Below are 20,831 nucleotides of genomic sequence, written 5' to 3'. Positions count from 1 at the left end.
ACTTGCTATCATTCTGAGGCTAAACAATCTTTGAGTCCAGCACCCATAGCGGGCGGGCCGGAGTGCTTCTGCTAGTGGCTCTCGCCGTTTTCGCGCGTTCCCATCGCATTGATCGCGCTGAGGCGGAACCGGTCACTGTCGCTCTGGCGCGCCATTTCGAGCTGCTCCGATGCAATGCGCATCAGACCGCGGAACTCGATCTGGTCTTCAAAGATCACGCCGCCGATATCGACGCCGAGTTCCACGGGCTCGCCTTCCGCCAGGAAGCGCGATTTGGTGATGGCGGTGCGAATGCGCTCTCCCACATCGCGGGCCTGTTCAACCGTCGCGCCGGGAAGGAAGACGCCGAACTCGCTGTCGTTCAGACGACCGACCACATCGCTGCGGCGCACATTGGCGCGGATCACCGATGCGATCTGGCGCATCGACTCTTCACCCCAGCTGAAACCGTAATCGATGGCGATGTCGCGCACATTCTCGGCTTCGAGGATCAACAGCGCGCCAAAGGTGCGCCCTGCCTCGGAAACCGTCGCGGCGCGGCGGCGCTCCACCAGCGTTGTGAACATCTCGCCGTTGAACACCTCGGTCGAGGGATCATGAGCGGCGGAGAAATTCCGGTCCCGCTTGAAGCGGCGCAGCTGCTCGCTTGCCTGCCCTATATAGAGAAGCAGCGGCGTGGCGATGACCACCGGCAGAATGAGCGCGGCAGCAAGGCTGCGCTGATAGGGATTGATCTCTTCGCCGAAGAAGAGGAGGTAGTGGACAAGGAACGAAAGCCCGACCGCTGCCAGTGTGCCAAGCAGCGTAAAGGCAATGAGCCATGTCCAGCGCGGTTTGCGTTGCAAGAGCGACTTGTCCATATGCTTTCAACGTCCCCAGTGTGACTGATCCCGTTGGTAACCGGCAAACTTCTAATAAAAGTTGACGGGACCCTTCGTCTTTTAACGATTCGCATAAGACGCTTCCGACCACAACACGCTTAAGCCGATGAAAAACAGGAATATTATTCCTTAATTCCGGCTCTGACGCGGCAGAAGAAAACAATCTCCCCACAAGCAATGGCAAGCCTCAGGGTCGGACCTTCCCAACCAGCGTGCAAGATTAAATCGGGTTTTCCAAAGAGAATGCGCCGGGAGAGCGCCGGTCGTTAAAATGCCATGGATCGTGTTTGTTTGCCGGTTACAATTTTCTGCGCATGGTCCTGCCATACCGGGGGCACCGAAAAAGGAACACCATGCCGACAGATTTTGCGTCCGTGCACGCCCACCTCGAAAACGCACAGGCCGAACTGACCGGTTCCGATCCGGCGACGCACCAGTTGCGCGAAGCCATCGGACTGTTGCTCGATGCCGCGCTCAAGGCCGAATTCTCGGCAAAGCCGGAAGCAGACAATGTGGTCCGCTTCCCCCGCGTGGCGCGCGCCCGACCCGGCCAGAACTCGCGCCACGGTTAGATCGCCATGCGAAAATTGCTGCGTCAGGCCTGAGCGGCAAGCACCCGGTTGCGCGCCTTCTCGGCCTCACGCGCAATCGCGCGGTCGCTTTCGGCTGCGCCCTCCACATGCGTGGTGGTTCCTGTACGGTCCAGGAAGACGAGCGCCACATCGGCGTCCGCGCCGACCATCACGGCCGCGACCCGCTGATACTGCGGATCGCCATCAAGCCTGTGGTTGAAAAGAATCTGCCCGTCCACATCATCCAGCACCGACAGAAGCGCGGCCTCGAAGCCCTGCGCGATCAGGTCGGCGAGGTCGAGCAGAAGCTCCAGCTGGACAACCTCAAGCGACGGTTCATTGTGCACGGCGATGTTACTCGAATCATTACTCACTTCGAAGAAGTTAGCCGAGTGAATGAAATGCGGGCAACGCAGGCATGTGAACAGATTGTGTCGTCTTGAAACAATTTCACTTCCTCAAAAACCACGCCTTCTCTCCAGCACGTCTCTCAGCCACGCCTTCTGATTGCATAAGTAAAATCGGGCGCTTGCAGCTTCTTTGAGGCATCAGGGCGGCAATCCACAAAATTACGTACAAAATTACGTCCCAAATTACATATTGAAATCGATTACATTTGCCATACAATCGATTTCATTGACGTGGCGGAAGATACCTTTCGCGGAGGACACGTCATGGAGGAGGAGTGCCGCACGATCGGCGAAAAGGCCTTGGCTGCCTGTGCCGTTGGTGCATTTCACCAGGGAGGAGTTCATGAAAAAACTGGCAATTGCTGCCGTAACCGCCGCTGCCCTTGCGGGCACTGCGCTTTCGGCTTTGGCCGAGGACTTCAAGATCGGTCTGTCGAACGGCTGGGTGGGCAGCGAATGGCGCACCCAGATGATCGAGGAGGCCGAGGAAGCCGCCGCCGCCTGGAAAGACAAGGGCGTGAATGTTGAAGTGGTCGCCCAGAGCGCCAATGTCGACGTGCCCGGCCAGATCGCGCATGTGCGCAACTTCATCAGCCAGGGCGTTGACGCCATCATCATCAACCCCAACAGCCCGACCGCCTTTGACCCGGTGTTCGCGCAGGCCAAGGAAGCCGGCATTCTGGTGATCGCCACCGATGCCGAAGTCTCTTCGCCCGACGCCCTTTACGTGGGCATCGACCAGAAGGGCTGGGCCATGGAAAGCGCCAAATGGCTGGCCGACACGCTGAACGGCGAAGGCAAGGTCGTCGCCATCAACGGCGTTGCCGGACACCCGGCCAACGAGATGCGCGTTGCGGGTTACCGCGAAGTGTTCGGCGAGCATGACGGTATCGAGATCGTCAATGAAGTGAACGCCAACTGGGACCAGGCGCAGGGCCAGCAGGCCATGCAGAACCTGCTCGCGACCTATCCCGACATTGACGGCGTTTGGGTGCAGGACGGCATGGCCGCCGGCGCATGGCGCTCCATCATGGACGCCGACAAGGCTTGCGACATCGCCGCAACCGGCGAAATCCGCAAGGACTTCATCGACATCTGGACCGAGAACAAGCTGAACTCCGGCGCTTCGGTGAACCCGCCCGGCGTGATGGCAAGCGCGCTCAATGTGGCCGTGCTGATGCTGCAGGGACGTGAACTGAAGGAGCCGGCCAAGGCCGGGCAGTATGAGAACGCGCTCTATCTGCCGATCCCGTTCATCAGTTCGGACAATCTGGAAGAAGTGGCCGCCTCCGTTGACGGAAAGCCGGGCTACTATTCCTACACGAGCTCGCTTTCCATCGACGACGCGGAAGCGCTGTTCAAATAGGACGACGCCGGCAAAGGCCCCTCGCCCTCACCCTCTCCCCACATGCGGGGAGAGGGAGACATCCACGCCACGGCCATTCTCCTTCGCGACGTTGACGGGAGAAGGCGCGGCGGGCGGATGAGGGACTGACGCCGACCTTTCAGCGATTGATGTAGACATGACCAAACTGAAGCTCAGCGGTGTAAGCAAGGCTTACGGTGCCACGCTGGCGCTACGCCGTGGCGACCTTGAACTGGACACCGGCGAAGTGCATGTGCTGATCGGCGCCAATGGCTCCGGCAAAAGCACGCTTTGCAAGATCGTGGCCGGCAGCGTGCGCCCGGATGCCGGCGATGTGCTGCTCGACGGGCGCGCGGTGACCGTGAGCGGGCCGCGTGCGGCGCAGGCGCTGGGCATCGGCATTTTCTATCAGGAACTGAGCCTCGCCGATCATCGCAGCGTGGCCGAAAACATCTGCCTGCCCGATCTGCCGAAGCAGAGCGGATTCTTCATCGACCGGGCGGCATTGCGCGAAAAGGCCGAACGCTACATCGCGCTGTTCGAGGCCGTCGCCGGCGCGGAACTCAGGGCCGACACGAATGTGGGCGATCTGCGCGCCGACCAGCGGCAATTGGTGGAGATCATGAAAGCGCTGGCGACGGAAGCGCCGGTCCTGATCTTCGACGAACCCACCTCCGCCCTCGACCGCGCGCAGGTGGACCGCTTCTTCGAAATCCTGCGCGGCCTCAGGAATGACGGCCGCAGCATCGTCTTCATCTCACACCGCATGGACGAGATCTTCGCCATCGGCGACCGCGTGACCGTGATCCGCGATGGCGAGACCATCGACACGATGGCCATTGCGGAAACGACCCCGGAGGCCGTGATCCACATGATGGTGGGCGAGCAGGAAGAGCTTGCCGCCCCACAGCAAGCTGCGCGCCCCGCACAGGCAACATCCACCGATGCGGCGCTGACCGTTGAGAACCTCACCGGCGCAGGCTTTCGCGATGTGAGCTTTACGGTCAGACGGGGCGAAATCCTCGGCCTCGGCGGCCTGCACGGACAGGGCCAGTCCGCTCTCCTGAAGGCGCTTTTCGGCGCGCCGCCGCCCAGTGGCGGCGAAGCGCGGATAGCACGAGAGCGGCTTCGCACCGACAGCCCGCGCAGCGCCATCGCCCAGGGCGTGGCCTATGTTTCCGGCGACCGGAGCCGCGACGGGGTGATCACCGGACGTCCGATCCTCGAAAATGTCACGCCCATCCATGCGCTGCGCAACAGGCTCGTGCTGGCGCGCCCGGGGCGGCTCGCTGAAAAGGCGCTGCCGGCGCTCAAGGCGCTGAACACGAAATTCGCCGGGCTTTCCCATTCCATCGGCTCACTTTCGGGCGGCAACCAGCAGAAGATCGTGATCGCCCGCTGGCTGATCGACAAGCCCGACATCCTGCTGCTCGACGACCCGACAAAGGGCATCGATCTTTCGGCCAAGACAGACCTTTTCGCGCTGATCCGCAGGCTCGCCGAGGAAGGGCTCGCCATCGTGCTCTATTCGTCGGAAGACGCCGAGCTCCTGAACAATGCCGACCGCATTCTCGTGTTCAACGGCGGCGCGGTGAGCCGGGAGCTGAGCGGCGCGGAGCGCACCCGCTACAATCTCTACCAGGCAGCCTACGAGGCGGCATGATGACGACCAACGCATCTCTCACAAAACAGGATGGCGGCGGTTTCGGCACGCTTTTGAGGCGCTTTCCGTTCCTGCCTGCCCTTCTCATTTTCGCGGTGCTTCTGGTGCTGAACGGCATCTTCGAACCCAACAGTTTGAGTTTTCGCTCGCTGACGGGCCTCGTGCGCACCTATATGGCGCTGATGCTTCTGGCGGTTGCCCAGACCTATGTGGTCTATGCCGCCGACATCGACCTTTCGGTCGGCGCCATCGCCTCGCTGGTCAATGTGACGATCATCGTGTTGATGCAGCATATGGGCGGTGGGGGGCTCTCGGTGCTGGCCGCGCTCGGCGTGGGTGTTCTCGTCGGACTGGCCTGCGGCCTCGTCAACGGTTTCGTGGTCGCGGCGCTGCGCCTGCAGGCCATCGTCGCCACCTTCGCCACAAGCATCTTCTTCACAGGGCTGGCGCTGGTGATCCTGCCGGTGGCCGGCATGCCCGCACCGACCGTTTTCTGGCGCACTTATGGCGGCAGTTTCTTCGGCATTCCCTTTGTCTTCTATGCCGCTGTGGCGCTTGCAATCCTGCTTTATCTATTGGCCCGCACCCGGCTTGCCACGCAGCTTCTGGCGGTGGGCGACGGGCAGCAGGCGGCCTTCCAGAGCGGGCTTCCCGTCACCGCGATCCGCATTGGCGGCTATGCGCTGTGTGGCGTGTTCGCTGCCCTTGCCGCCTTCTGCATCACCGGTGACACGGCAAGCGGCGACCCGCTGGTCGGCGCGAAGATGACGCTGTTCAGCGTTGCCGCCGTGGTGCTTGGGGGCAGCGCGCTTTCCGGCGGGTTCGGCACGGTTGCAGGCTCCGTCATCGCGGCGCTGATCATCGGGCTCATCAATTCGCTCGTCTTCTTCGCGGGCACCCCCTCGCACTGGCAGAACCTGGTGCAGGGGCTCGCCATTCTCGCCGCGCTGATGGTGGGTGTTCTCGTCAGCCGCAGGGGGCGTGCATGAACCGGCTGCTCGACATTGCCAAAAACCCGCTCATGATCGCACTGGTGCTGATCGCAGCACTTCTGTTTCTCGGCAACACGCTTTCGCCGGGCTTCGCCTCGGGCGGGCAAATCCTGCGGCTCCTCATCGTGGCAGCGCTGCTGGGCATTGTCGCGGCTGGCCAGAACCTCGTCATTCTGGGCGGGCGCGAGGGCATCGACCTGTCCGTCGGCGGCGTGGTTTCGCTTTCGGCCATTGTGGCCGGCAATGTGATGAACGGCATGGATGGCGGCATCCCGCTGGCCATTCTGGCCTGCGTGGCGACCGGCGCGCTGTTCGGCCTGTTCAACGGGCTCGGCGTGACGCTGCTGCGCATTCCCCCGCTGGTGATGACGCTTGGCATGCTGGGTGTGCTTCAGGGGCTTCTGGTGGTGATCCGGCAGGGCATTCCCTCCGGTCGCGCAGCCCCGGCCCTTTCGGAATTCGTGACCAGGCCATTCCTGCTAGGGCTGCCGGGCATCATCTGGCTGTGGATCGGGGTTGGCCTGCTGATGGCCTTCATCCTGCACCGCACCGTGTTCGGCCAGCGCATCTACGCCATCGGCTCCAACGAGCAGGCGGCCTTCATGGCCGGTGTGCCCGTGCGGCGCACGCGCATCGCTCTCTTCATGCTGTCGGGCGTGTTCGCCGCCATTGCCGGGCTCTGCCTGCTTGGTTATTCCGGCTCCTCTTTCGCAAATGTAGGGGAGCAATACATGTTGCCATCGATCATCGCCGTGGTGTTTGGCGGAACCCCGCTTTCCGGCGGCAAGGGCGGCTATACCGGCACCATGGCCGGCGCGGTTCTGCTGGTGGTGCTGCAAAGCATCCTGACCACGATCAACATCGATGAATCCGGACGGCAGATGGTGTTTGGCGCCACGCTTCTGGTGCTGATGCTGTTCTATGGCCGCGGTCGGGGGCTGCGCGCATGAACCGTCGGCCCAAGATCAAGGACATTGCCGAGGCGCTGGGCGTTTCATCCGCCACCGTGTCGCGCGCGCTGAGCGGCAGCGATCTGGTGACGGAGGAAACCCGCGCGCGGGTGCGCGAAACAGCGGACGCCCTGCACTATCGGCCAAACGCCAGCGCCCGCAGCCTGCGCACAGCCCGCTCCATGGCGGTGCTGATGGTGGTGCGCGATGTGGGCAACCCGTTCTATCTCGACATTCTGAAGAGCGTGGAGGCCACCGCCCGCGCCGCCGGCTACTCGGTGCTGATGGGCAATACCGAGAACGATCCCGAGCGCGAGATCGAGTATTTCGACATGCTGCGCGACGGTCATGCCGACGGCATGATCCTGATGACGGGCAAGCTGCCGGCGCAGGAGGGCGCGCGCAACAGGCTGCCGCCCAATGCACCCATCGTGGTGGCGCTGGAAACCATTGAAGGCTCCGGCTTTCCGCATGTGCAGATCGACAATGTGGCCGCCTCCTGCGAGGCGGTGGAGCATCTGATCGGGCTTGGCCACCGGCGCATCGCCCATATTTCCGGGCCGGTTCCCGAAGTGATGAGCCTTCGCCGACAGGAGGGCTATCGCCGCGCCATGCGCAATGCCGGCCTTGCGATTGCCGAAGGCTATGAGCAGCGCGGCGACTACCTGCTGCATGGCGGGGCTGCGGCCTGCAGGGCGCTGTTCGAACTCGACGAACCGCCGACCGCGATCTTCGTGGCCAATGACGAAATGGCCTTCGGCGCGGTTCATCACCTGCGCGAGATCGGCCGCGACGTGCCCGGCGATGTGTCCGTCGTCGGCTTCGACGATCTCTATCTGAGCGAAGCGTTCTACCCGCCGCTGACCACGGTGCGCCAGCCGCGCACCGACATCGGCCGGCAGGCCATGGGCATGCTGCTCGAAATGCTTTCAGGGGCCGCCGTGCCCAGGGAACCCGTGGTGCTGCCAGCCACGCTGCGCGTGCGCGGCACCACCGCACCACCGAAAACAGAATGAAAGGGGAAACAACCATGTCCGCACAGCCCGGAAAACGCCTGCGCATCGGCCTTGTCGGCACCGGCTTCATTGCCGAATTCCATCTGCGGTCCATGCTCGGCGTGCGCCATGTCGACGTGACCGGCGTCTACAGCCGCAAGGCGGAGAACCGCGAACGCATCGTGAAGCTGGTGGCGGAACTGGGGCTGGGCGACTGCAAGAGCCATGACAGCCTGGCATCCATGCTGCAGGCCGACGATGTGGACGCGGTCTGGATTCTCTCCCCCAACGACACGCGCCTTGAGACGATGCGCACCATCCATGACGAAGTCGTTTCCGGGCGCAGCAAAGTGTTTGCGGTGGCCTGCGAAAAGCCGCTTGCCCGCACGCTGTCCGATGCGCGTGAGATGCTGCGGCTCGTGGAAGACGCCAGGCTAAACCACGGTTATCTGGAAAACCAGGTCTTCGCCCAGCCGGTTCTGCGCGGCAAGGAGATCATCTGGCGGCGCGCCGCCTCCACCACCGGACGCCCCTATCTGGCGCGCGCGGCAGAAGAGCATTCCGGCCCGCACGAGCCGTGGTTCTGGCAGGGCGACAAGCAGGGCGGCGGCGTTCTGCTCGACATGATGTGCCACAGCGTTGAAGTGGCCCGGCACCTTCTGACGGAACCCGGCAGGAAGCGGGATTCCCTGAAGCTGAAGGCCGTGCACGGCACCGTGGCCAACCTCAAATGGACACGCCCGCGCTATATCGAAGACCTGAAGAACCGCTTCGGCCCGGAAGTGGATTACGCCAACCGCCCCTCCGAGGACTTTGCGCGCGGCAATGTGATCCTGGAGGACGAGGACGGAAACGAGCTGATGATCGAGACGACAACCTCCTGGGCCTATGTGGGGGCGGGTCTGCGCATCCAGCTGGAACTGCTTGGGCCGGAATACGCCATGGAGTTCAACTCGCTCGGCACCGGCCTGAAAATCTTCATGTCGCGTGAAGTGAAGGGCGAGGAAGGCGAGGATCTGGTCGAGAAGCAGAATGCCGAACAGGGCCTGATGCCCGTGCTGGAGGACGAGGCCGGGATCTATGGCTACACGGATGAAAACCGGCACATGGTGGAGTGCTTCCGCAAGGGCGAGGAGCCGCTGGAAACCTTTGCCGACGGCGTTGCCGTTCTGGAAATTCTGATGGGTCTCTACCTGTCGTCCGAGACCGGCGACACGGTGCGTTTCCCGAACCCGGACCTGGAAAACTACGTGCCTCTGGTGGCGCGTCGATAACCCACCAATCGTTCGCCGGCGGGCCTCTCCCGCCTGCCGGCGAATGGCCCTGTCACGGCTGTGCCTGCTTCAGGGCTGCAAGAATGCGATACCCTGCCCGCACCCGGTCACGCACCGACACATTCCTGTTGGCCAGAATGGCCACGCCGATCCTGCGCCCCGGCACGAACGCCACATAGGCCGAGAAGCCCCTCGTGGAACCGGTCTTGTTTACGAGCACCTTACGGCGCGGCGGGAATGGCGGCTTCAGATGCATGGCAGGAACATCGTCGCGCGCCATTCTTCTGGAATTGCCATCGAGCAGACGCTTCAGGCTGACCGGATAGGCATATTGCTCCCAGACCAGATCCTGCGTGATGGCGTCGGCCTTGTAATAGCCGGTGAGCGCCTGACCGATGGCGCTTTGCATATCCGGCTCCAGATCGCCGCTTTGCATATGCGCCTCGACATAGCGGATGAGATCGGTCGCCGTTGTCTTGACGCCGTAGGGTGCAGAGGCCAGCGCATTGTCTGACAGGCGGGCGGGTTCGTTCTCCGTCGTATAGCCCTGCGCATAGTCCCTGATCCGGTGAGGCGGAACCTGCGTGTAGGTGTTTGCGAGCCCCAGCTTCGGCAGGAGCAGATTTGCGAGGGCATCGTCATAGTCCCGCTGCAGGGCCCCGGCCGCGATGGAACCGAGAAGCGCGATGCCGATATTGGAATAGGTGCGCTCCGTACCCGGCGAATAGCGACGCTCCCAGCCCCTGCAATAGGCGACAAGCGCGTCCTGACTGTCCACGCCCGAAGGCAGGAAGAGTTCGAGCCCGCTCGTATGGGTCGCCAGTTCCAGAATGCGCACGGCATCGAAAGCGCTTCCTTCAAGCGCCGGCAGGCGCGAACTGACCTCGTCGAAAAGCGAGAGCTTTCCCTGCACATGCGCGTAGGCCGCAAGCAGACCGGTGAATGTCTTGCTGATCGAGCCGATCTCGAACAGCGTGTCGTCATCCACCGCCGCACCGCTTTCACGCGAAGCGACGCCGTAGTTGAAGATGCGATGTTCCCCCCCGACCGTGACCGCGATTGCAAGACCGGGAAGATCGTGGTCCTGCATGAGCCGCTGCGCTTCGGCTTCGATTGTCGCGACTGGCTCTGCCAACTGACTGACATCCGCAGCCCGCGCGGGCGAATGGGGCTCAAGAGCAAAAAGAACCGGTGCAGCGACAACCGCCAGAATGCTGAAAGACGCCGCACGACGCCAAAGCTTATGAATCATAAAATTACTCTAAAATATCAATAACTTGCCCCTTGTAGAAGGAATTACGCCAATTTGCAGAAATCATAAAGCGCACCGTTTCAACAAATCTGGCGACAAAATGAAACAGGCGGACGGCGCCCCCGGAATGCGGGGGCGCCGTCTGCCTGAAAAGCACCCTGAATCGGCCTGAAGGCCTGTGTCCACGAGCGCGAACTCAGCAGTGGCCGATCATCCATTTCTTGCGTGGAGAAGGCGGGCCCTTCTTGCCGATATTGCACAGCGAACAGCCGCAACCGGCCAGATGTTCCTTCTTGACCACGCGCGGCTCGCTGCCGCTTTTTTCCGAGCGCGCCAGCGCGCGCCGGAGCGTGCCGTTCATGAGGCTGAGGCTTGGCGCGGCCACATCGCGACTGCTCGGCGTCTGGCAGCTCGGGCAGGCGCATGCATTGCCTGCATCAGCCATGGACGTCCACTCGTCGAAAGGTCCGCAATCTTCGCAAACATAATTGTAAAGCGGCATGTTGGTCTCCGAAAATTCTGTCTCGCATGGTGCGGCGGCCTGACGCCGCCGCACGAAAAAGCTCAGAGCATTCCCTGAAGCAGCAGGAACCCCGGCAGCCAGCCGGTGATGATGCCCGTGAGGAGCGTGACAACCGCAGTGGCCTGCAGGATCGGACGCTTGAGGGCAAGCAGCAGGAAATACATGAACCAGAGCACCGCCCAGATGGCCCAGTTGAGGCCGAGCCAGGTGTCGGTGAAGGTCTGCGCGCCGGCCAGTCCTTCAATCGCGATGGGCACGACGGTAATTGCCACGAACAGGCTGAACCAGCCGAGCCCGCGGCCATCCACCGCGACCACGCGGTTGTAGGCGACCCAGAGATAGGTGGTGGTGAACAGCAGCGTCAGCGCCGCAGACTTGATCGACGCGGCATCCGCCGCAGCGCCGAATGCCGAAGCCAGCGCGACGCAGAGCGTGACGAAGCCGGACACCACATTGATGACGACAATTTCCTTGTCGTCGATCTTTCCCATCAGCCACAGCCCGTTGAGAAACAGGACGGCGCCGACGTAAAGCAAGGCAAACCCGAGCAGCATGGCAGCTCTTCCTCCCGAAAGGCGGGTTCAGCCGGGTCCCACCCCGGCTGTCCCACTCGTTTCTTTTGAAAACGGCCCGACGGAGCACCGGAACAACCGGGAGGCGGCCTGCGCCTCCCGGCCCGATGCTCCAGGCCACTCAGCTTGTTCGTGCGACATCCACGCCGGAGACCTGTTTGGTCGGCCCGGTCGAGTTCGGATTGATGTCGAAGTCGAAAATCGCTGTCGGAATGGCCAGCGTGGCGCACACATTCGGTATGTCCACAATGCCGGCTATTCGGCCCTCCACCGGCGCTGTGCCGAGGATACTGTAGGCCTGTTCGCCCGTGTAACCGAACTTCTTCAGATACTCGATGGCGTTGAGACAGGCCCGGCGATAGGCCACATGCGCGTCCAGATAATACTGTTCGCCCGTGTGCTCATCGACCGAGATGCCCTCGAAGATCAGGTAATCATCGAAATGCGGATCAATCGGGCTCGGCTTGAAGATCGGGTTGACGACACCGTATTTCGCCATGCCGCCCTTGATGACATCGACGCTGATGTCGATCCAGCCGGCCATTTCGATGGCGCCGCAGAAGGTGATTTCGCCATCGCCCTGCGAGAAGTGGATGTCGCCCATGGAGAGACCGCCACCCTTCACATAGACAGGGAAATAGACCTTGGAGCCACGCGACAGGTTCTTGATGTCGCAATTGCCGCCATGTTCGCGCGGCGGCACGGTGCGCCACGCTTCTTCCGCCGCCTTGCGTGCTGCATCACCCGACATCTGGCCCATGAGCGCCGTGTCGGAATAAGGCAGTGCGGCCAGCGGCGGCACCCGGTTCGGGTCGGTCGAAACCAGCTCTTCCTCACGGCGGTTCGCTTCGGCCAGAAGCGCATGATCGGGCAGACAGCCGATCAGGCCCGGGTGAATGATGCCCGGATAGCGCACGCCCGGAATGTGGCGCGAGGTCGTGTAAATGCCCTGGAAATCCCAGCACGACTTGGTTGCGTTCGGATAGTGCTCCGTCAGGAAGCCGCCGCCATTTTCCTTGGCGAACAGGCCGTTGAAGCCCCATTCGGATTCAGGCATTGCGCCGATATCGAGAATGTCGACGACCAGCAGATCTCCTGGCTCTGCGCCCTCGAAACCGAACGGACCGCTCAGATAGTGAACGCGGGTCAGGTCGACATCGCGCACGTCGTTGGCGCTGTCATTGTTACCGATCTGACCACCGGTCCAGTCGTAGCACTCGACGCGGAACACCTCACCGCGCTTGAAGGTCTCAACCATCGGAATGTCGGGATGCCAGCGATTGTGCGTCTTGATCGCTTGATCCTCAGGCGCCTTGTTGAGATCGACTGAAAACACTGTTTTAGGCATAGGTCTCCTCCTCTTGAACGGCCAGTCGGAGGTTCCAGTGTCGAGCCCCCCGTCATTTTTGCGCCCGCCCGCAAGATGCGACCGGACGAAACCGTGCCGGAGAAGATTAGGTCTGGACTGTAAGCCGATTGGCTCTGGAGAACGCCCGCTTTGTAATTTTTTGTAACCGCCCAGGGACATTCCGGAGAATTCGTTTTCGCTTGAACAGCCTGAAATAAGCTCTGAATTTCAGTCATTTGCCGTGGGCGCATCCAGAGCCGCCAGCGCCTTGCCCGCCCCGGTTACCTTTGGCCGGATACAAAACGCGCATTTTCCAAAAGACCGGAGCAAACTCCCTTCTCGACCGATGCAACCGTTTGCGACTATCGTATGAGCCATGGGGATCACGGACGAAAAACATCGCGTACTAATTGTCGATGATGATCAGCGTCTTCGGCGCTTTCTTCAGCGTTTCCTCACGAGCGAAGGCTATGCCGTAACAAGCGCCGAGGATGGCCGCTCCATGCGCCGCGCAATGGCGGATGAGGACTTCGATCTCGTCATTCTCGATCTGACCTTCCCGGTCGGCGAAGACGGTGTCTCGCTTGCGCGCGGCCTGCGCGCCCAGCACGACCTGCCGCTGATCATGCTTTCAGGCAAGAACAACACGATAGACAAGGTGGTCTGCCTGGAGCTGGGGGCAGACGATTACGTGACCAAGCCGTTCGAGCCGCGCGAACTTCTGGCCCGCATCCGCACCGTCATGCGCCGCTTCGCCAAGCGCATCAGCATGCCGGAACCGCAGGAGAAAAGCCGCTCGCCGATCATGTGCTTTGCCGGCTGGCAACTTGATCCCGCACGGCATCAGCTTTCCTCACCCCGGGGAGAATCGGTGCGTTTGACGAGCCAGGAATTCCAGCTTCTGGCGGCGCTGGTGGAGCGGCGCGGGCGTGTTCTTTCGCGCGAGCAGATCCTCGACATCGTCGCCAACCGCAACTGGAACCCCTATGACCGCAGCATCGACGTGATGATCGGCAAGATCCGCCGCAAGCTGCGCGACAATGCCCGCGACACCCAGTTTATCAAGACCATTCGCGGTGTCGGTTACATGTTCGCGCCTCAGTCCGAGGAATAGTGCGCCGGCAAATACAGATTGACGCTGGTGCCCTTGCCCGGCGTGCTGAGAATGCCGAGACGGCCACCGGCCTGCCGCACGAAGCCATCCACCATCGACAGGCCAAGACCGCTGCCCTGCCCCGGCGGCTTGGTGGTGAACATGGGCTGGAGCGCGCGGCGGCGCACCGCCACCGGCATGCCATGACCGGTATCGCGCACCGACAGGAGCACATAGCGCCCCGGTAACAGCCCCGAAGCGACGCGCGCATCCTCCGGGCGAACGATCACATTCGACGCGTCGAAATGCAGGCTCCCGCCGCCCGGCATCGCATCGCGCGCATTGAGCGCCAGATTGACGAGGCTCGGCTCCAGCTGACCGGCGGGAATGAGCACGCTGTTCAACCCGTCTGCGACATTGAGCGAAACGGACACCGTATCCCCCAGCGTGCGCCCCAGAACCCGCATCAGGGGCGGAAGCGCCTCGCCAAGCTGCACCACGGCAATGTCTTTCGCGCGCTGGCGGCCAAAGCGCAGCAGGCGGTCGGTGAGTTCGGAACCCGACCTGGTGGCCTCGAGCGCATCGGTGACCAGTTCGGCCAGTTCCGGCTGGTCGGCCAGCCGCTCCTCCAGCCAGCGCAGATTGCTCAGGAGAACGGCGAGTATGTTGTTGAAGTCATGCGCGATGCCGCTGGTGAGCTGGCCCATCGCCTCCATGCGCTGCTTCTGCCCGAGCCGCTCGGCCGCCAGCCGCTTTTCTTCCAGAAGCCGGATGCGCTCGAAGCAGCGGGCGAGCGTGGCAAGCAGGTCTTCGCTGTGAAACGGCTTGCAGAGATAGTCATAGGCGCCCGCCTGCAACGCCTCGACGGCAGTGTCGATGGAAGCGTAGGCGGTGACCATCACGCACACCACGTCCGGTTCGCGCTGGCGGATCTGGCGCACCAGATCGACGCCATTGCCGGTGCCGAGCCGCACATCGACCAGGGCGACCGCGATCCGCGCCTCTTCGAGGAAGGCGAGTGCTGCCTGCGGATCGTGGGCAACCACGATCCTGTAGCCTTCGAGTTTCAGGAGGCCCGACAGGCTGGCGGCGAAATCCTCGTCATCGTCGACGATAAGCACGCAATGGTCTTCCGCCGGTGTGGTTTCACGCAATGGATGTTCGCCGATGACTTCTGCGGGGAGGTCGAGTTCACGATCAGTCATGCCTTGCGCACTCCCGCACAGGGCAGAACGAGCGATACGGTGGTGCCGGCACCCTTCTGGCTTTCGATGAGCACATCGCCGCCATGCTGCTCCATGATGCGCTTGACGAGCGGCATGCCGAGCCCGACGCCAAACGCCTTGGTGCTGAACAGCGGCTCGAACACGCGCTCGGCCACATCCTGAGACATGCCGCCGCCATTATCGGACACCGACAGGTGGACGCGGTCGCGCAGGCGCTGCGTGGAGATGATGATCTGACCGCTTTGCTTCCCGCGTTCCTCGCAGGCCTGCGCCGCGTTCTGCAGAACATTGGAGAAGGCCTGCCTCAGACGCTCTGCATCGGCAAGCACGTCGCACCCGGCATCAAGCCTGAGCGTGATGAGATGCGCGATCTCCTGATCCTCTTCGCTCAATTGCTGCTTGACCCAGCGGTCGATGGCGACGGGCGACATGACGGGCGCGTGCTTGCGCGAGAAGTCCAGTAGATCCTCGATGATGCGCACGCAGCGCCAGGCATTGCGTTGCAGGCGCTGCAATTCGCCGGTGACGGGCTCATCCGCGTTCTTGAGCGAGCGGCGCAGAATATCGGCGGAGGTGACCATCGTGCCCAGCGGATTGCGCAGCTCATGGCTGACCGTGGCGGTGATCTGACCGATTGCCGCCAGACGCTCATTGGAGGCGAGCTCCTGCTGCGCCTGCCGAAGCTTTTCAAGCGATGTCACCAGATCGCGCTCCGCAAGCTCGCGGCTTTCGTGCGAAAGAACGATCCACCACGCGCCGATGGCGAGCAGCGGCAGGAGCGCCAGGAACACCCGCAGGAGAAGCGCGCCGCTTTCCACATGCGGCTGAAGCGCGGTCGGCTCGATCAAGCGGTAGGTCAGCAGAAAGACGGCAGCCGTCATCACCGCCAGCGAGAACAGAACGCCGCTCACCTTGAGCAGGCGCTGCGTCATGCGTGGCGCGATCTTGCTGCGCAGGGCGCGGCCCAGATAATGCGGCGCTTCCAGATTTGCGCCGGGAACCTTGCAGGCATCGTGGCAGTGGGAATCGAGACTGCAGCAGAGCGAGCAGATCGGACGCCGGTAGAAAGTGCAGTGCACCATGTCCGGCCGCTCATATTCCAGTTCGCAGATTTCGCAGCGCACCACCGGCTTGTCGGGCTCGGCAAGCGGCACGCGCGGACGGGCGAGATAATAGCGGCCGCGTGTCGCCACGCCGATCAGCACCGCGCTTGAAAGCGCGGTGAAGAAGGCGATGGGGGCAGCATAGGCTTCCGCCAGATCGCCGAAACTGCCCATGAAGCAGATGATCGCGAACAGCGAGGCAAACGCCATCGACCCGCAGCCCACCGGATTGAAATCGTAGAGATAGGCGCGCTTGAACTCGGTGAAGGGCGGGCTGACGCCCATCGGCTTCAAGATGGCGAGATCGGCGAAGATGGAGCCGATCCAGGCGGCGGCGATGACCGAATAGACCGCCAGCACGAGCTCAAGCGTCTGGAAGATGCCGAGCAGCATCAGAAGCAGCGAGATCAGGATGTTGAAGATCAGCCAGACCACGCGGCCGGGGTGATAATGGGTGACGCGCGAGAAGAAATTGGACCAGGCGAGCGAGCCCGCATAGGCGTTCGTCACATTGATCTTTACCTGCGAAATGAGAACGAAGATCGCCGCCAGCGCCAGCACGGTGCGCGGGTCGTCGCTCACATATTCATAGGCCTTGATGTACATGTGGATCGGTTCGAGCGCCGTCGATGGCGAGAGGCCGGCCGAGACCGCAAGCACGGCCAGAAGACTGCCGCACAGGATCTTGAAACCGCCGACCACGATCCAGCCGGGACCGGCGGAGATGACCGCCGCCCACCAGCGCCAGCGGTTTTCGCGCGTCTTGTCGGGCAGGAAGCGCAGATAATCCACCTGCTCGCCGATCTGGATGGAGAGCGCGCACAGAACACCGATGGCCGAACCGAAGGCGAGCACATCGAACCCGCCATCCGGCGTTTCGCTGCCGGCAAAGGCCATCCACTGATCGAGCGTTTCGGGATGGCCGACCGCGATGTAGATGAAAGGCGCAAGCAGCATTGCGATCCAGATGGGCTGGGTGACCATCTGCAACTTGCTGATCATCGTCACGCCCATGAAGGTGATCGGAATGATGACGAGCGATGAGATGATGTAGCCCAGCACCAGCGGCACATCCGCGAACAGCTTCAGCGCCTGCGCCATGATCGCGCCTTCGAGCGCGAAAAAGATGAAGGTGAAGGTCGCATAGATCAGCGACGTGATGGTGGAGCCGATATAGCCGAACCCTGCTCCGCGCGTGAGCAGATCCATGTCGATGTTGTAGCGGCTGGAATAATAGGCAATGGGCAGGTTCGTCACGAAGACGAACAGGCAGGTGATCAGAACGGCGGGAAACGCATTGGCGAACCCGTAGCTGAGCGTGATCGCCCCGCCGATGGCCTCCAGAGCCAGAAACGAGATGCCGCCGAGCGCTGTGTTGGCGATGACGAACGGAGACCAGCGCCGGAACGACCGCGCCGCATAGCGCAGCGAATAGTCCTCCAGCGTCTCATTGGCGATCCATGAATGATAGGATCGTAAGGCAGGCGATTGCGGTGTTTCCACTAACCCGCACTCCGCCCTGCACACCACCAGTCAGGCGAAGCCTGTGCTTTACGCATCTTGTTGAGGTTCTCCCATTCTCCCCGGTAAATGATCACACAAAGCCGGCTTCGAGACCAGTCCCCGCAGCACGGGGGAACGGCGTTCTTCCCCACCCGGTTTGTGTGTGAAAGACGGGTCGCGCCGGCGCAGTGCCATAATGCGCCGACCGCGTTGAGCCTATTGCTTTCGCTTCATGCCCGTTATCTGTGTGCCGTCGCTAAATCGCCCAACCGGCAGCGTTTGAGTTGACAAAATCGCCCCGCGCCCTCAGACGCACGGGGCAATCATGTGCCCGCAGAGGCACAGGCACATTCGGACGTCGCGAGCGGCGGCAAAACAGCTTGAGGGGAAGCATGAGCGAGACATCCGACATCATCGTCATCGGCGGTGGCATTGCAGGCATCGGCGCGGGCGCGCGCATGGCGGCGGACGCCAGCGTGACCGTTCTGGAGACGGAAGAGGCCATCGGCTATCACGCCACCGGCCGTTCGGCTGCGATCTACATCCGCAATTACGGCAACGACACCCTGCGCGCCCTCAATGCGGCTGCCGAACCGGTGTTCAAGGAGCCGGAAGGCATTTCTGACGAAATCCTGCTCACTCCGCGCGGCCTGCTTTATGTGGCGACCGAGGAACATGTCGGCGCGCTGGACAAGATCCTCGAAGGCGCGACGGGCATGGAGCGGCTCGACGCGGATGCTGCGGTTGCACGCGTGCCCATTCTGCGCCGCGAAAACATCGTGGCGGCGGCGATTGAGGAAGGCGCGCAGGACATCGATGTCGACCGTCTGCTGCAGGGCTTTGCGAAGATGCTGCGCCATCAGGGCGGCCGCATCGTCAACAAGGCCCCCGTCACCGCCATTTCGCGTGCGGATGGCGTGTGGACGCTTGAAACCCCGCAGGGCTCGTTCTCCGCACCCATCATCGTCAACGCCGCAGGCGCATGGGCTGACGAGGTCGCGAAGCTTGCCGGTGTGCAGCCGCTCGGCCTGACGCCGATGCGCCGCTCGGCCGTGATCCTGCCCGCACCCGAGGGGCACGACGTCACGCGCTGGCCGCTTTTCGCCTGTGCGGGCGAAGGCTGGTACGCCAAGCCCGATGCGGGCAAGCTGATGGTTTCGCCGGCTGACGAAGATCCGTCAGAGCCTTTCGACGCCTGGCCCGACGACATGGTGCTGGCCGAGGGCCTGCATCGCTTTGAACAGGCCGTCACCGTGCCTGTGACACGCATTGAACGGAGCTGGGCGGGCCTGCGCAGCTTCTTCCCCGATCGCACCCCCGCTGTCGGCTTCGCGCCGGATGCGGAGGGCTTTTTCTGGCTGGCCGGCCAGGGCGGCTATGGCGTACAGACCTCGCCTGCCCTTTCCGCGCTCGCAGCCGACCTGTGCGCCGGTCGCAAGTCCGGCCTCGCTGAAACCGTGGTGCAGGCACTTGCGCCACACCGCCTCATCAAGATCTGAAAGGAAAAAACATGTCCGATATCAAACGCGTCGACACCGGCACCCGCATGAGCCAGGCCGTCATTCACAACGGCACCATCTACCTGGCTGGCCAGGTCGGCACGCCGGGCGCAAGCGTCGCCACGCAGACCAAGGACATTCTGGCCAAGATCGACGCCCTTCTCGAGCAGAACGGCTCCGACAAGTCGCGCATCCTGCAGGCGACCATCTGGCTCGCTTCGATGAACGACTTTGCCGAGATGAACGACGTGTGGGACGCATGGGTTGCTCCCGGCCACGCACCGGCGCGCGCCTGCGGCGAGTCCGCACTGGCTACGCCCGAATACACGGTCGAGATCATCGTCGTCGCGGCAGCTGGCTGATCAGGCCCCGCGCTTGACCGGTACCACCGGTTCCCGGCTCGCCCGCGCGGCGAGCCGGACCAGCATCAGGCCCACAATGCCCGTGACGAGAAAGCCTGATGCAAGCGGGATGGTCGTCTCGTTGTAGAATGCGCCGAAGGCCACGGCGAAGACCACCGCCACAAGGCTCGACCCCGATGCGATCAGCGATGCGCCGAGCCCGGCCAGTTGGCCCAGAGACTGCATCGCCATGGCATTCAGATTGCCAAACAGAAACCCGATGCAGAAGAAGATGGCAAAGCCCAGCGCCATGAAGGCGGGCAGTGGCGGCTGCCCTTCCCACACAAGGGACAGGCCAAGCAGGCAAAGCCCGAACGCCACGAGACCGCAAAGCGCATATTCGCACATGGCCTGCATGCCGAAGCGACGCACCACCTGCGCGTTGACCATGGAGGCCAGACCGATGCTGGCGGCGAAGGCTGCGAAATAGGCCGGGAACAGGCTATCGATCCCGTAAACATCGAACAAGATATCGGCTGCGGTGCTCAGATATTGCAGATGCGCGCCGAACACGAAGCCCGTGGCCACGATCAGAAGCGAAACGCGCCGGTTGCGCAGAACGCGCGAACCGTTTTGCAGGAGCGTGACCGGGTGAAAGCGGATGCGGTTTTGCGGGGCGAGCGTCTCGGGCTGGCGCATGACAAGCCAGATGCAGAGCAGGATCGAGAGCGCCAGATAGACCGCGAAAATGGCCCGCCAGCCGGCGAATGCCAGCACCGCCTGCCCCATGGCGGGCGCGATCATCGGCACCAGAATGAACAGCACGAACATGAAGGACATGATGCGCGCCATGGCCTCACCCTCGAACTGGTCGCGGACCAGCGCGCGCGTCGCGATCTTGGGGCCGGCGACGCCGATTCCCTGCAGGATGCGGCCGAGCACGATCATTTCCACCGAGGTGGAGAGCATCGCCACCACGGTTCCGGCCATGTAGAGCGCGAGACCACCGACCAGCGCCCGCTTGCGGCCGATGGCGTCGGCAATGGGGCCAATCACGAGTTCGCCAAACACCATGCCGAAGATGAACAGCGACACGATGTGCTGCGTGGACAGGGGCGGTTCCACATGCAGATCGCTCTCGATCAGGCGCAGCGCCGGAAGCACTGCGTCGATGCTGAGCGCGGTCAGCGATGTGAGGAACGCATAAAGCGCGATGCGCTCGAAGGAGATTGTCCGTTTTTCCATCGGCTCATGTTTATCAGATTGGC

General features: G+C 62.6%; 19 protein-coding genes. 10 read left to right on the top strand and 9 right to left on the bottom strand.

All coding sequences use genetic code 11. From position 1 onward, the window contains the following. Positions 1-71 precede the first annotated feature (71 nt). Positions 72-845, bottom strand: coding sequence for a GGDEF domain-containing protein (locus ACRTG1_RS05605; RefSeq protein WP_432515876.1), 774 nt, complete (start codon positions 843-845; stop codon positions 72-74). Positions 846-1,234: 389 nt separating this feature from the next. Between ACRTG1_RS05605 and ACRTG1_RS05600 the strand changes: the two genes are divergently transcribed. Next, positions 1,235-1,453, top strand: a complete 219-nt coding sequence (locus ACRTG1_RS05600; protein ID WP_113154094.1) for a hypothetical protein — start codon at positions 1,235-1,237, stop codon at positions 1,451-1,453. A gap of 23 nt (positions 1,454-1,476) precedes the next feature. Here ACRTG1_RS05600 and ACRTG1_RS05595 read toward each other — a convergent pair whose 3' ends face one another. Beyond that, the gene (locus ACRTG1_RS05595; RefSeq protein WP_222473778.1) at positions 1,477-1,800 is read right to left on the bottom strand and encodes a hypothetical protein; all 324 of its coding nucleotides are present in this window, start codon (positions 1,798-1,800) and stop codon (positions 1,477-1,479) included. Between the two features lie 406 nt (positions 1,801-2,206). On the opposite strand from ACRTG1_RS05595, the gene ACRTG1_RS05590 reads away from it, so the two are divergent. From ACRTG1_RS05590 to ACRTG1_RS05565, 6 genes are all read left to right on the top strand, one after another. Beyond that, complete coding sequence (locus ACRTG1_RS05590; protein ID WP_432515875.1) at positions 2,207-3,229, top strand: ABC transporter substrate-binding protein; 1,023 nt, start codon at positions 2,207-2,209, stop codon at positions 3,227-3,229. 157 nt (positions 3,230-3,386) lie between these two features. After that, a complete protein-coding gene (locus ACRTG1_RS05585; RefSeq protein WP_432515874.1) occupies positions 3,387-4,892 on the top strand; it encodes a sugar ABC transporter ATP-binding protein in 1,506 nt (501 codons plus the stop codon). Further along, positions 4,892-5,881 carry an ABC transporter permease gene (locus ACRTG1_RS05580; protein ID WP_206544782.1) on the top strand — a complete coding sequence of 330 codons (990 nt, stop codon included), beginning with the start codon at positions 4,892-4,894 and terminating at the stop codon, positions 5,879-5,881. The genes ACRTG1_RS05585 and ACRTG1_RS05580 overlap by 1 nt, the downstream gene beginning before the upstream one ends. After that, the gene (locus ACRTG1_RS05575; protein ID WP_206544549.1) at positions 5,878-6,834 is read left to right on the top strand and encodes an ABC transporter permease; all 957 of its coding nucleotides are present in this window, start codon (positions 5,878-5,880) and stop codon (positions 6,832-6,834) included. Before ACRTG1_RS05580 ends, ACRTG1_RS05575 begins: the two co-directional genes overlap by 4 nt. Continuing rightward, a complete protein-coding gene (locus ACRTG1_RS05570; protein WP_297564365.1) occupies positions 6,831-7,850 on the top strand; it encodes a LacI family DNA-binding transcriptional regulator in 1,020 nt (339 codons plus the stop codon). The genes ACRTG1_RS05575 and ACRTG1_RS05570 overlap by 4 nt, the downstream gene beginning before the upstream one ends. A 14-nt stretch (positions 7,851-7,864) precedes the next feature. After that, the gene (locus ACRTG1_RS05565; RefSeq protein ID WP_206994298.1) at positions 7,865-9,103 is read left to right on the top strand and encodes a Gfo/Idh/MocA family protein; all 1,239 of its coding nucleotides are present in this window, start codon (positions 7,865-7,867) and stop codon (positions 9,101-9,103) included. Positions 9,104-9,155: 52 nt separating this feature from the next. Here the strand turns inward: ACRTG1_RS05565 and ampC are convergent, their stop codons facing one another. From ampC to fmdA, 4 genes are all read right to left on the bottom strand, one after another. Next, positions 9,156-10,355, bottom strand: a complete 1,200-nt coding sequence (gene ampC, locus ACRTG1_RS05560; protein WP_432515873.1) for a class C beta-lactamase — start codon at positions 10,353-10,355, stop codon at positions 9,156-9,158. Between the two features lie 196 nt (positions 10,356-10,551). Then, positions 10,552-10,857, bottom strand: coding sequence for an FmdB family zinc ribbon protein (locus ACRTG1_RS05555; protein WP_007007627.1), 306 nt, complete (start codon positions 10,855-10,857; stop codon positions 10,552-10,554). Between the two features lie 62 nt (positions 10,858-10,919). Further along, positions 10,920-11,432, bottom strand: coding sequence for an AmiS/UreI family transporter (locus ACRTG1_RS05550; RefSeq protein ID WP_206544545.1), 513 nt, complete (start codon positions 11,430-11,432; stop codon positions 10,920-10,922). 139 nt (positions 11,433-11,571) lie between these two features. Beyond that, positions 11,572-12,798, bottom strand: a complete 1,227-nt coding sequence (fmdA, locus tag ACRTG1_RS05545; RefSeq protein ID WP_007007629.1) for a formamidase — start codon at positions 12,796-12,798, stop codon at positions 11,572-11,574. Between the two features lie 376 nt (positions 12,799-13,174). On the opposite strand from fmdA, the gene ACRTG1_RS05540 reads away from it, so the two are divergent. Beyond that, positions 13,175-13,912 carry a response regulator gene (locus tag ACRTG1_RS05540; RefSeq protein ID WP_113154085.1) on the top strand — a complete coding sequence of 246 codons (738 nt, stop codon included), beginning with the start codon at positions 13,175-13,177 and terminating at the stop codon, positions 13,910-13,912. On the opposite strand, the gene ACRTG1_RS05535 is transcribed toward ACRTG1_RS05540, so the two are convergent. After that, the gene (locus ACRTG1_RS05535; protein ID WP_113154084.1) at positions 13,897-15,096 is read right to left on the bottom strand and encodes a sensor histidine kinase; all 1,200 of its coding nucleotides are present in this window, start codon (positions 15,094-15,096) and stop codon (positions 13,897-13,899) included. The two genes, ACRTG1_RS05540 and ACRTG1_RS05535, sit on opposite strands and share 16 nt — an antisense overlap. Further along, a complete protein-coding gene (locus ACRTG1_RS05530) occupies positions 15,093-17,723 on the bottom strand; it encodes an ATP-binding protein (RefSeq protein WP_432515872.1) in 2,631 nt (876 codons plus the stop codon). Before ACRTG1_RS05530 ends, ACRTG1_RS05535 begins: the two co-directional genes overlap by 4 nt. A 392-nt stretch (positions 17,724-18,115) precedes the next feature. On the opposite strand from ACRTG1_RS05530, the gene ACRTG1_RS05525 reads away from it, so the two are divergent. Both ACRTG1_RS05525 and ACRTG1_RS05520 read left to right on the top strand, forming a co-directional pair. After that, positions 18,116-19,222, top strand: coding sequence for an NAD(P)/FAD-dependent oxidoreductase (locus ACRTG1_RS05525; protein WP_432515871.1), 1,107 nt, complete (start codon positions 18,116-18,118; stop codon positions 19,220-19,222). An 11-nt stretch (positions 19,223-19,233) separates the two neighbouring features. After that, entirely contained in the window at positions 19,234-19,584 is a 351-nt protein-coding gene (locus ACRTG1_RS05520; RefSeq protein ID WP_206546874.1) for a RidA family protein, read from the top strand. Here the strand turns inward: ACRTG1_RS05520 and ACRTG1_RS05515 are convergent, their stop codons facing one another. Further along, positions 19,585-20,808, bottom strand: a complete 1,224-nt coding sequence (locus ACRTG1_RS05515) for a multidrug effflux MFS transporter (RefSeq protein WP_432515870.1) — start codon at positions 20,806-20,808, stop codon at positions 19,585-19,587. Positions 20,809-20,831 lie beyond the last annotated feature (23 nt).

It is taken from the genome of Nitratireductor sp. PBL-C9, from assembly GCF_050877045.1.
GTDB lineage: Bacteria > Pseudomonadota > Alphaproteobacteria > Rhizobiales > Rhizobiaceae > Nitratireductor > Nitratireductor aquimarinus.
This window is presented reverse-complemented; position numbering and strand designations above follow the sequence as displayed.

What these genes read in the sequence shown, in the direction of transcription:
- ACRTG1_RS05600 (WP_113154094.1), top strand. Translation starts at nt 1,235, where the DNA reads ATGCCGACAGATTTTGCGTCCGTGCACGCCCACCTCGAAAACGCACAG.
- ACRTG1_RS05590 (WP_432515875.1), top strand. Translation starts at nt 2,207, where the DNA reads ATGAAAAAACTGGCAATTGCTGCCGTAACCGCCGCTGCCCTTGCGGGC.
- ACRTG1_RS05585 (WP_432515874.1), top strand. Translation starts at nt 3,387, where the DNA reads ATGACCAAACTGAAGCTCAGCGGTGTAAGCAAGGCTTACGGTGCCACG.
- ACRTG1_RS05580 (WP_206544782.1), top strand. Translation starts at nt 4,892, where the DNA reads ATGACGACCAACGCATCTCTCACAAAACAGGATGGCGGCGGTTTCGGC.
- ACRTG1_RS05575 (WP_206544549.1), top strand. Translation starts at nt 5,878, where the DNA reads ATGAACCGGCTGCTCGACATTGCCAAAAACCCGCTCATGATCGCACTG.
- ACRTG1_RS05570 (WP_297564365.1), top strand. Translation starts at nt 6,831, where the DNA reads ATGAACCGTCGGCCCAAGATCAAGGACATTGCCGAGGCGCTGGGCGTT.
- ACRTG1_RS05565 (WP_206994298.1), top strand. Translation starts at nt 7,865, where the DNA reads ATGTCCGCACAGCCCGGAAAACGCCTGCGCATCGGCCTTGTCGGCACC.
- ampC (WP_432515873.1), bottom strand. Translation starts at nt 10,355, where the DNA reads ATGATTCATAAGCTTTGGCGTCGTGCGGCGTCTTTCAGCATTCTGGCG.
- ACRTG1_RS05555 (WP_007007627.1), bottom strand. Translation starts at nt 10,857, where the DNA reads ATGCCGCTTTACAATTATGTTTGCGAAGATTGCGGACCTTTCGACGAG.
- ACRTG1_RS05550 (WP_206544545.1), bottom strand. Translation starts at nt 11,432, where the DNA reads ATGCTGCTCGGGTTTGCCTTGCTTTACGTCGGCGCCGTCCTGTTTCTC.
- fmdA (WP_007007629.1), bottom strand. Translation starts at nt 12,798, where the DNA reads ATGCCTAAAACAGTGTTTTCAGTCGATCTCAACAAGGCGCCTGAGGAT.
- ACRTG1_RS05540 (WP_113154085.1), top strand. Translation starts at nt 13,175, where the DNA reads ATGGGGATCACGGACGAAAAACATCGCGTACTAATTGTCGATGATGAT.
- ACRTG1_RS05535 (WP_113154084.1), bottom strand. Translation starts at nt 15,096, where the DNA reads ATGACTGATCGTGAACTCGACCTCCCCGCAGAAGTCATCGGCGAACAT.
- ACRTG1_RS05525 (WP_432515871.1), top strand. Translation starts at nt 18,116, where the DNA reads ATGAGCGAGACATCCGACATCATCGTCATCGGCGGTGGCATTGCAGGC.
- ACRTG1_RS05520 (WP_206546874.1), top strand. Translation starts at nt 19,234, where the DNA reads ATGTCCGATATCAAACGCGTCGACACCGGCACCCGCATGAGCCAGGCC.
- ACRTG1_RS05515 (WP_432515870.1), bottom strand. Translation starts at nt 20,808, where the DNA reads ATGGAAAAACGGACAATCTCCTTCGAGCGCATCGCGCTTTATGCGTTC.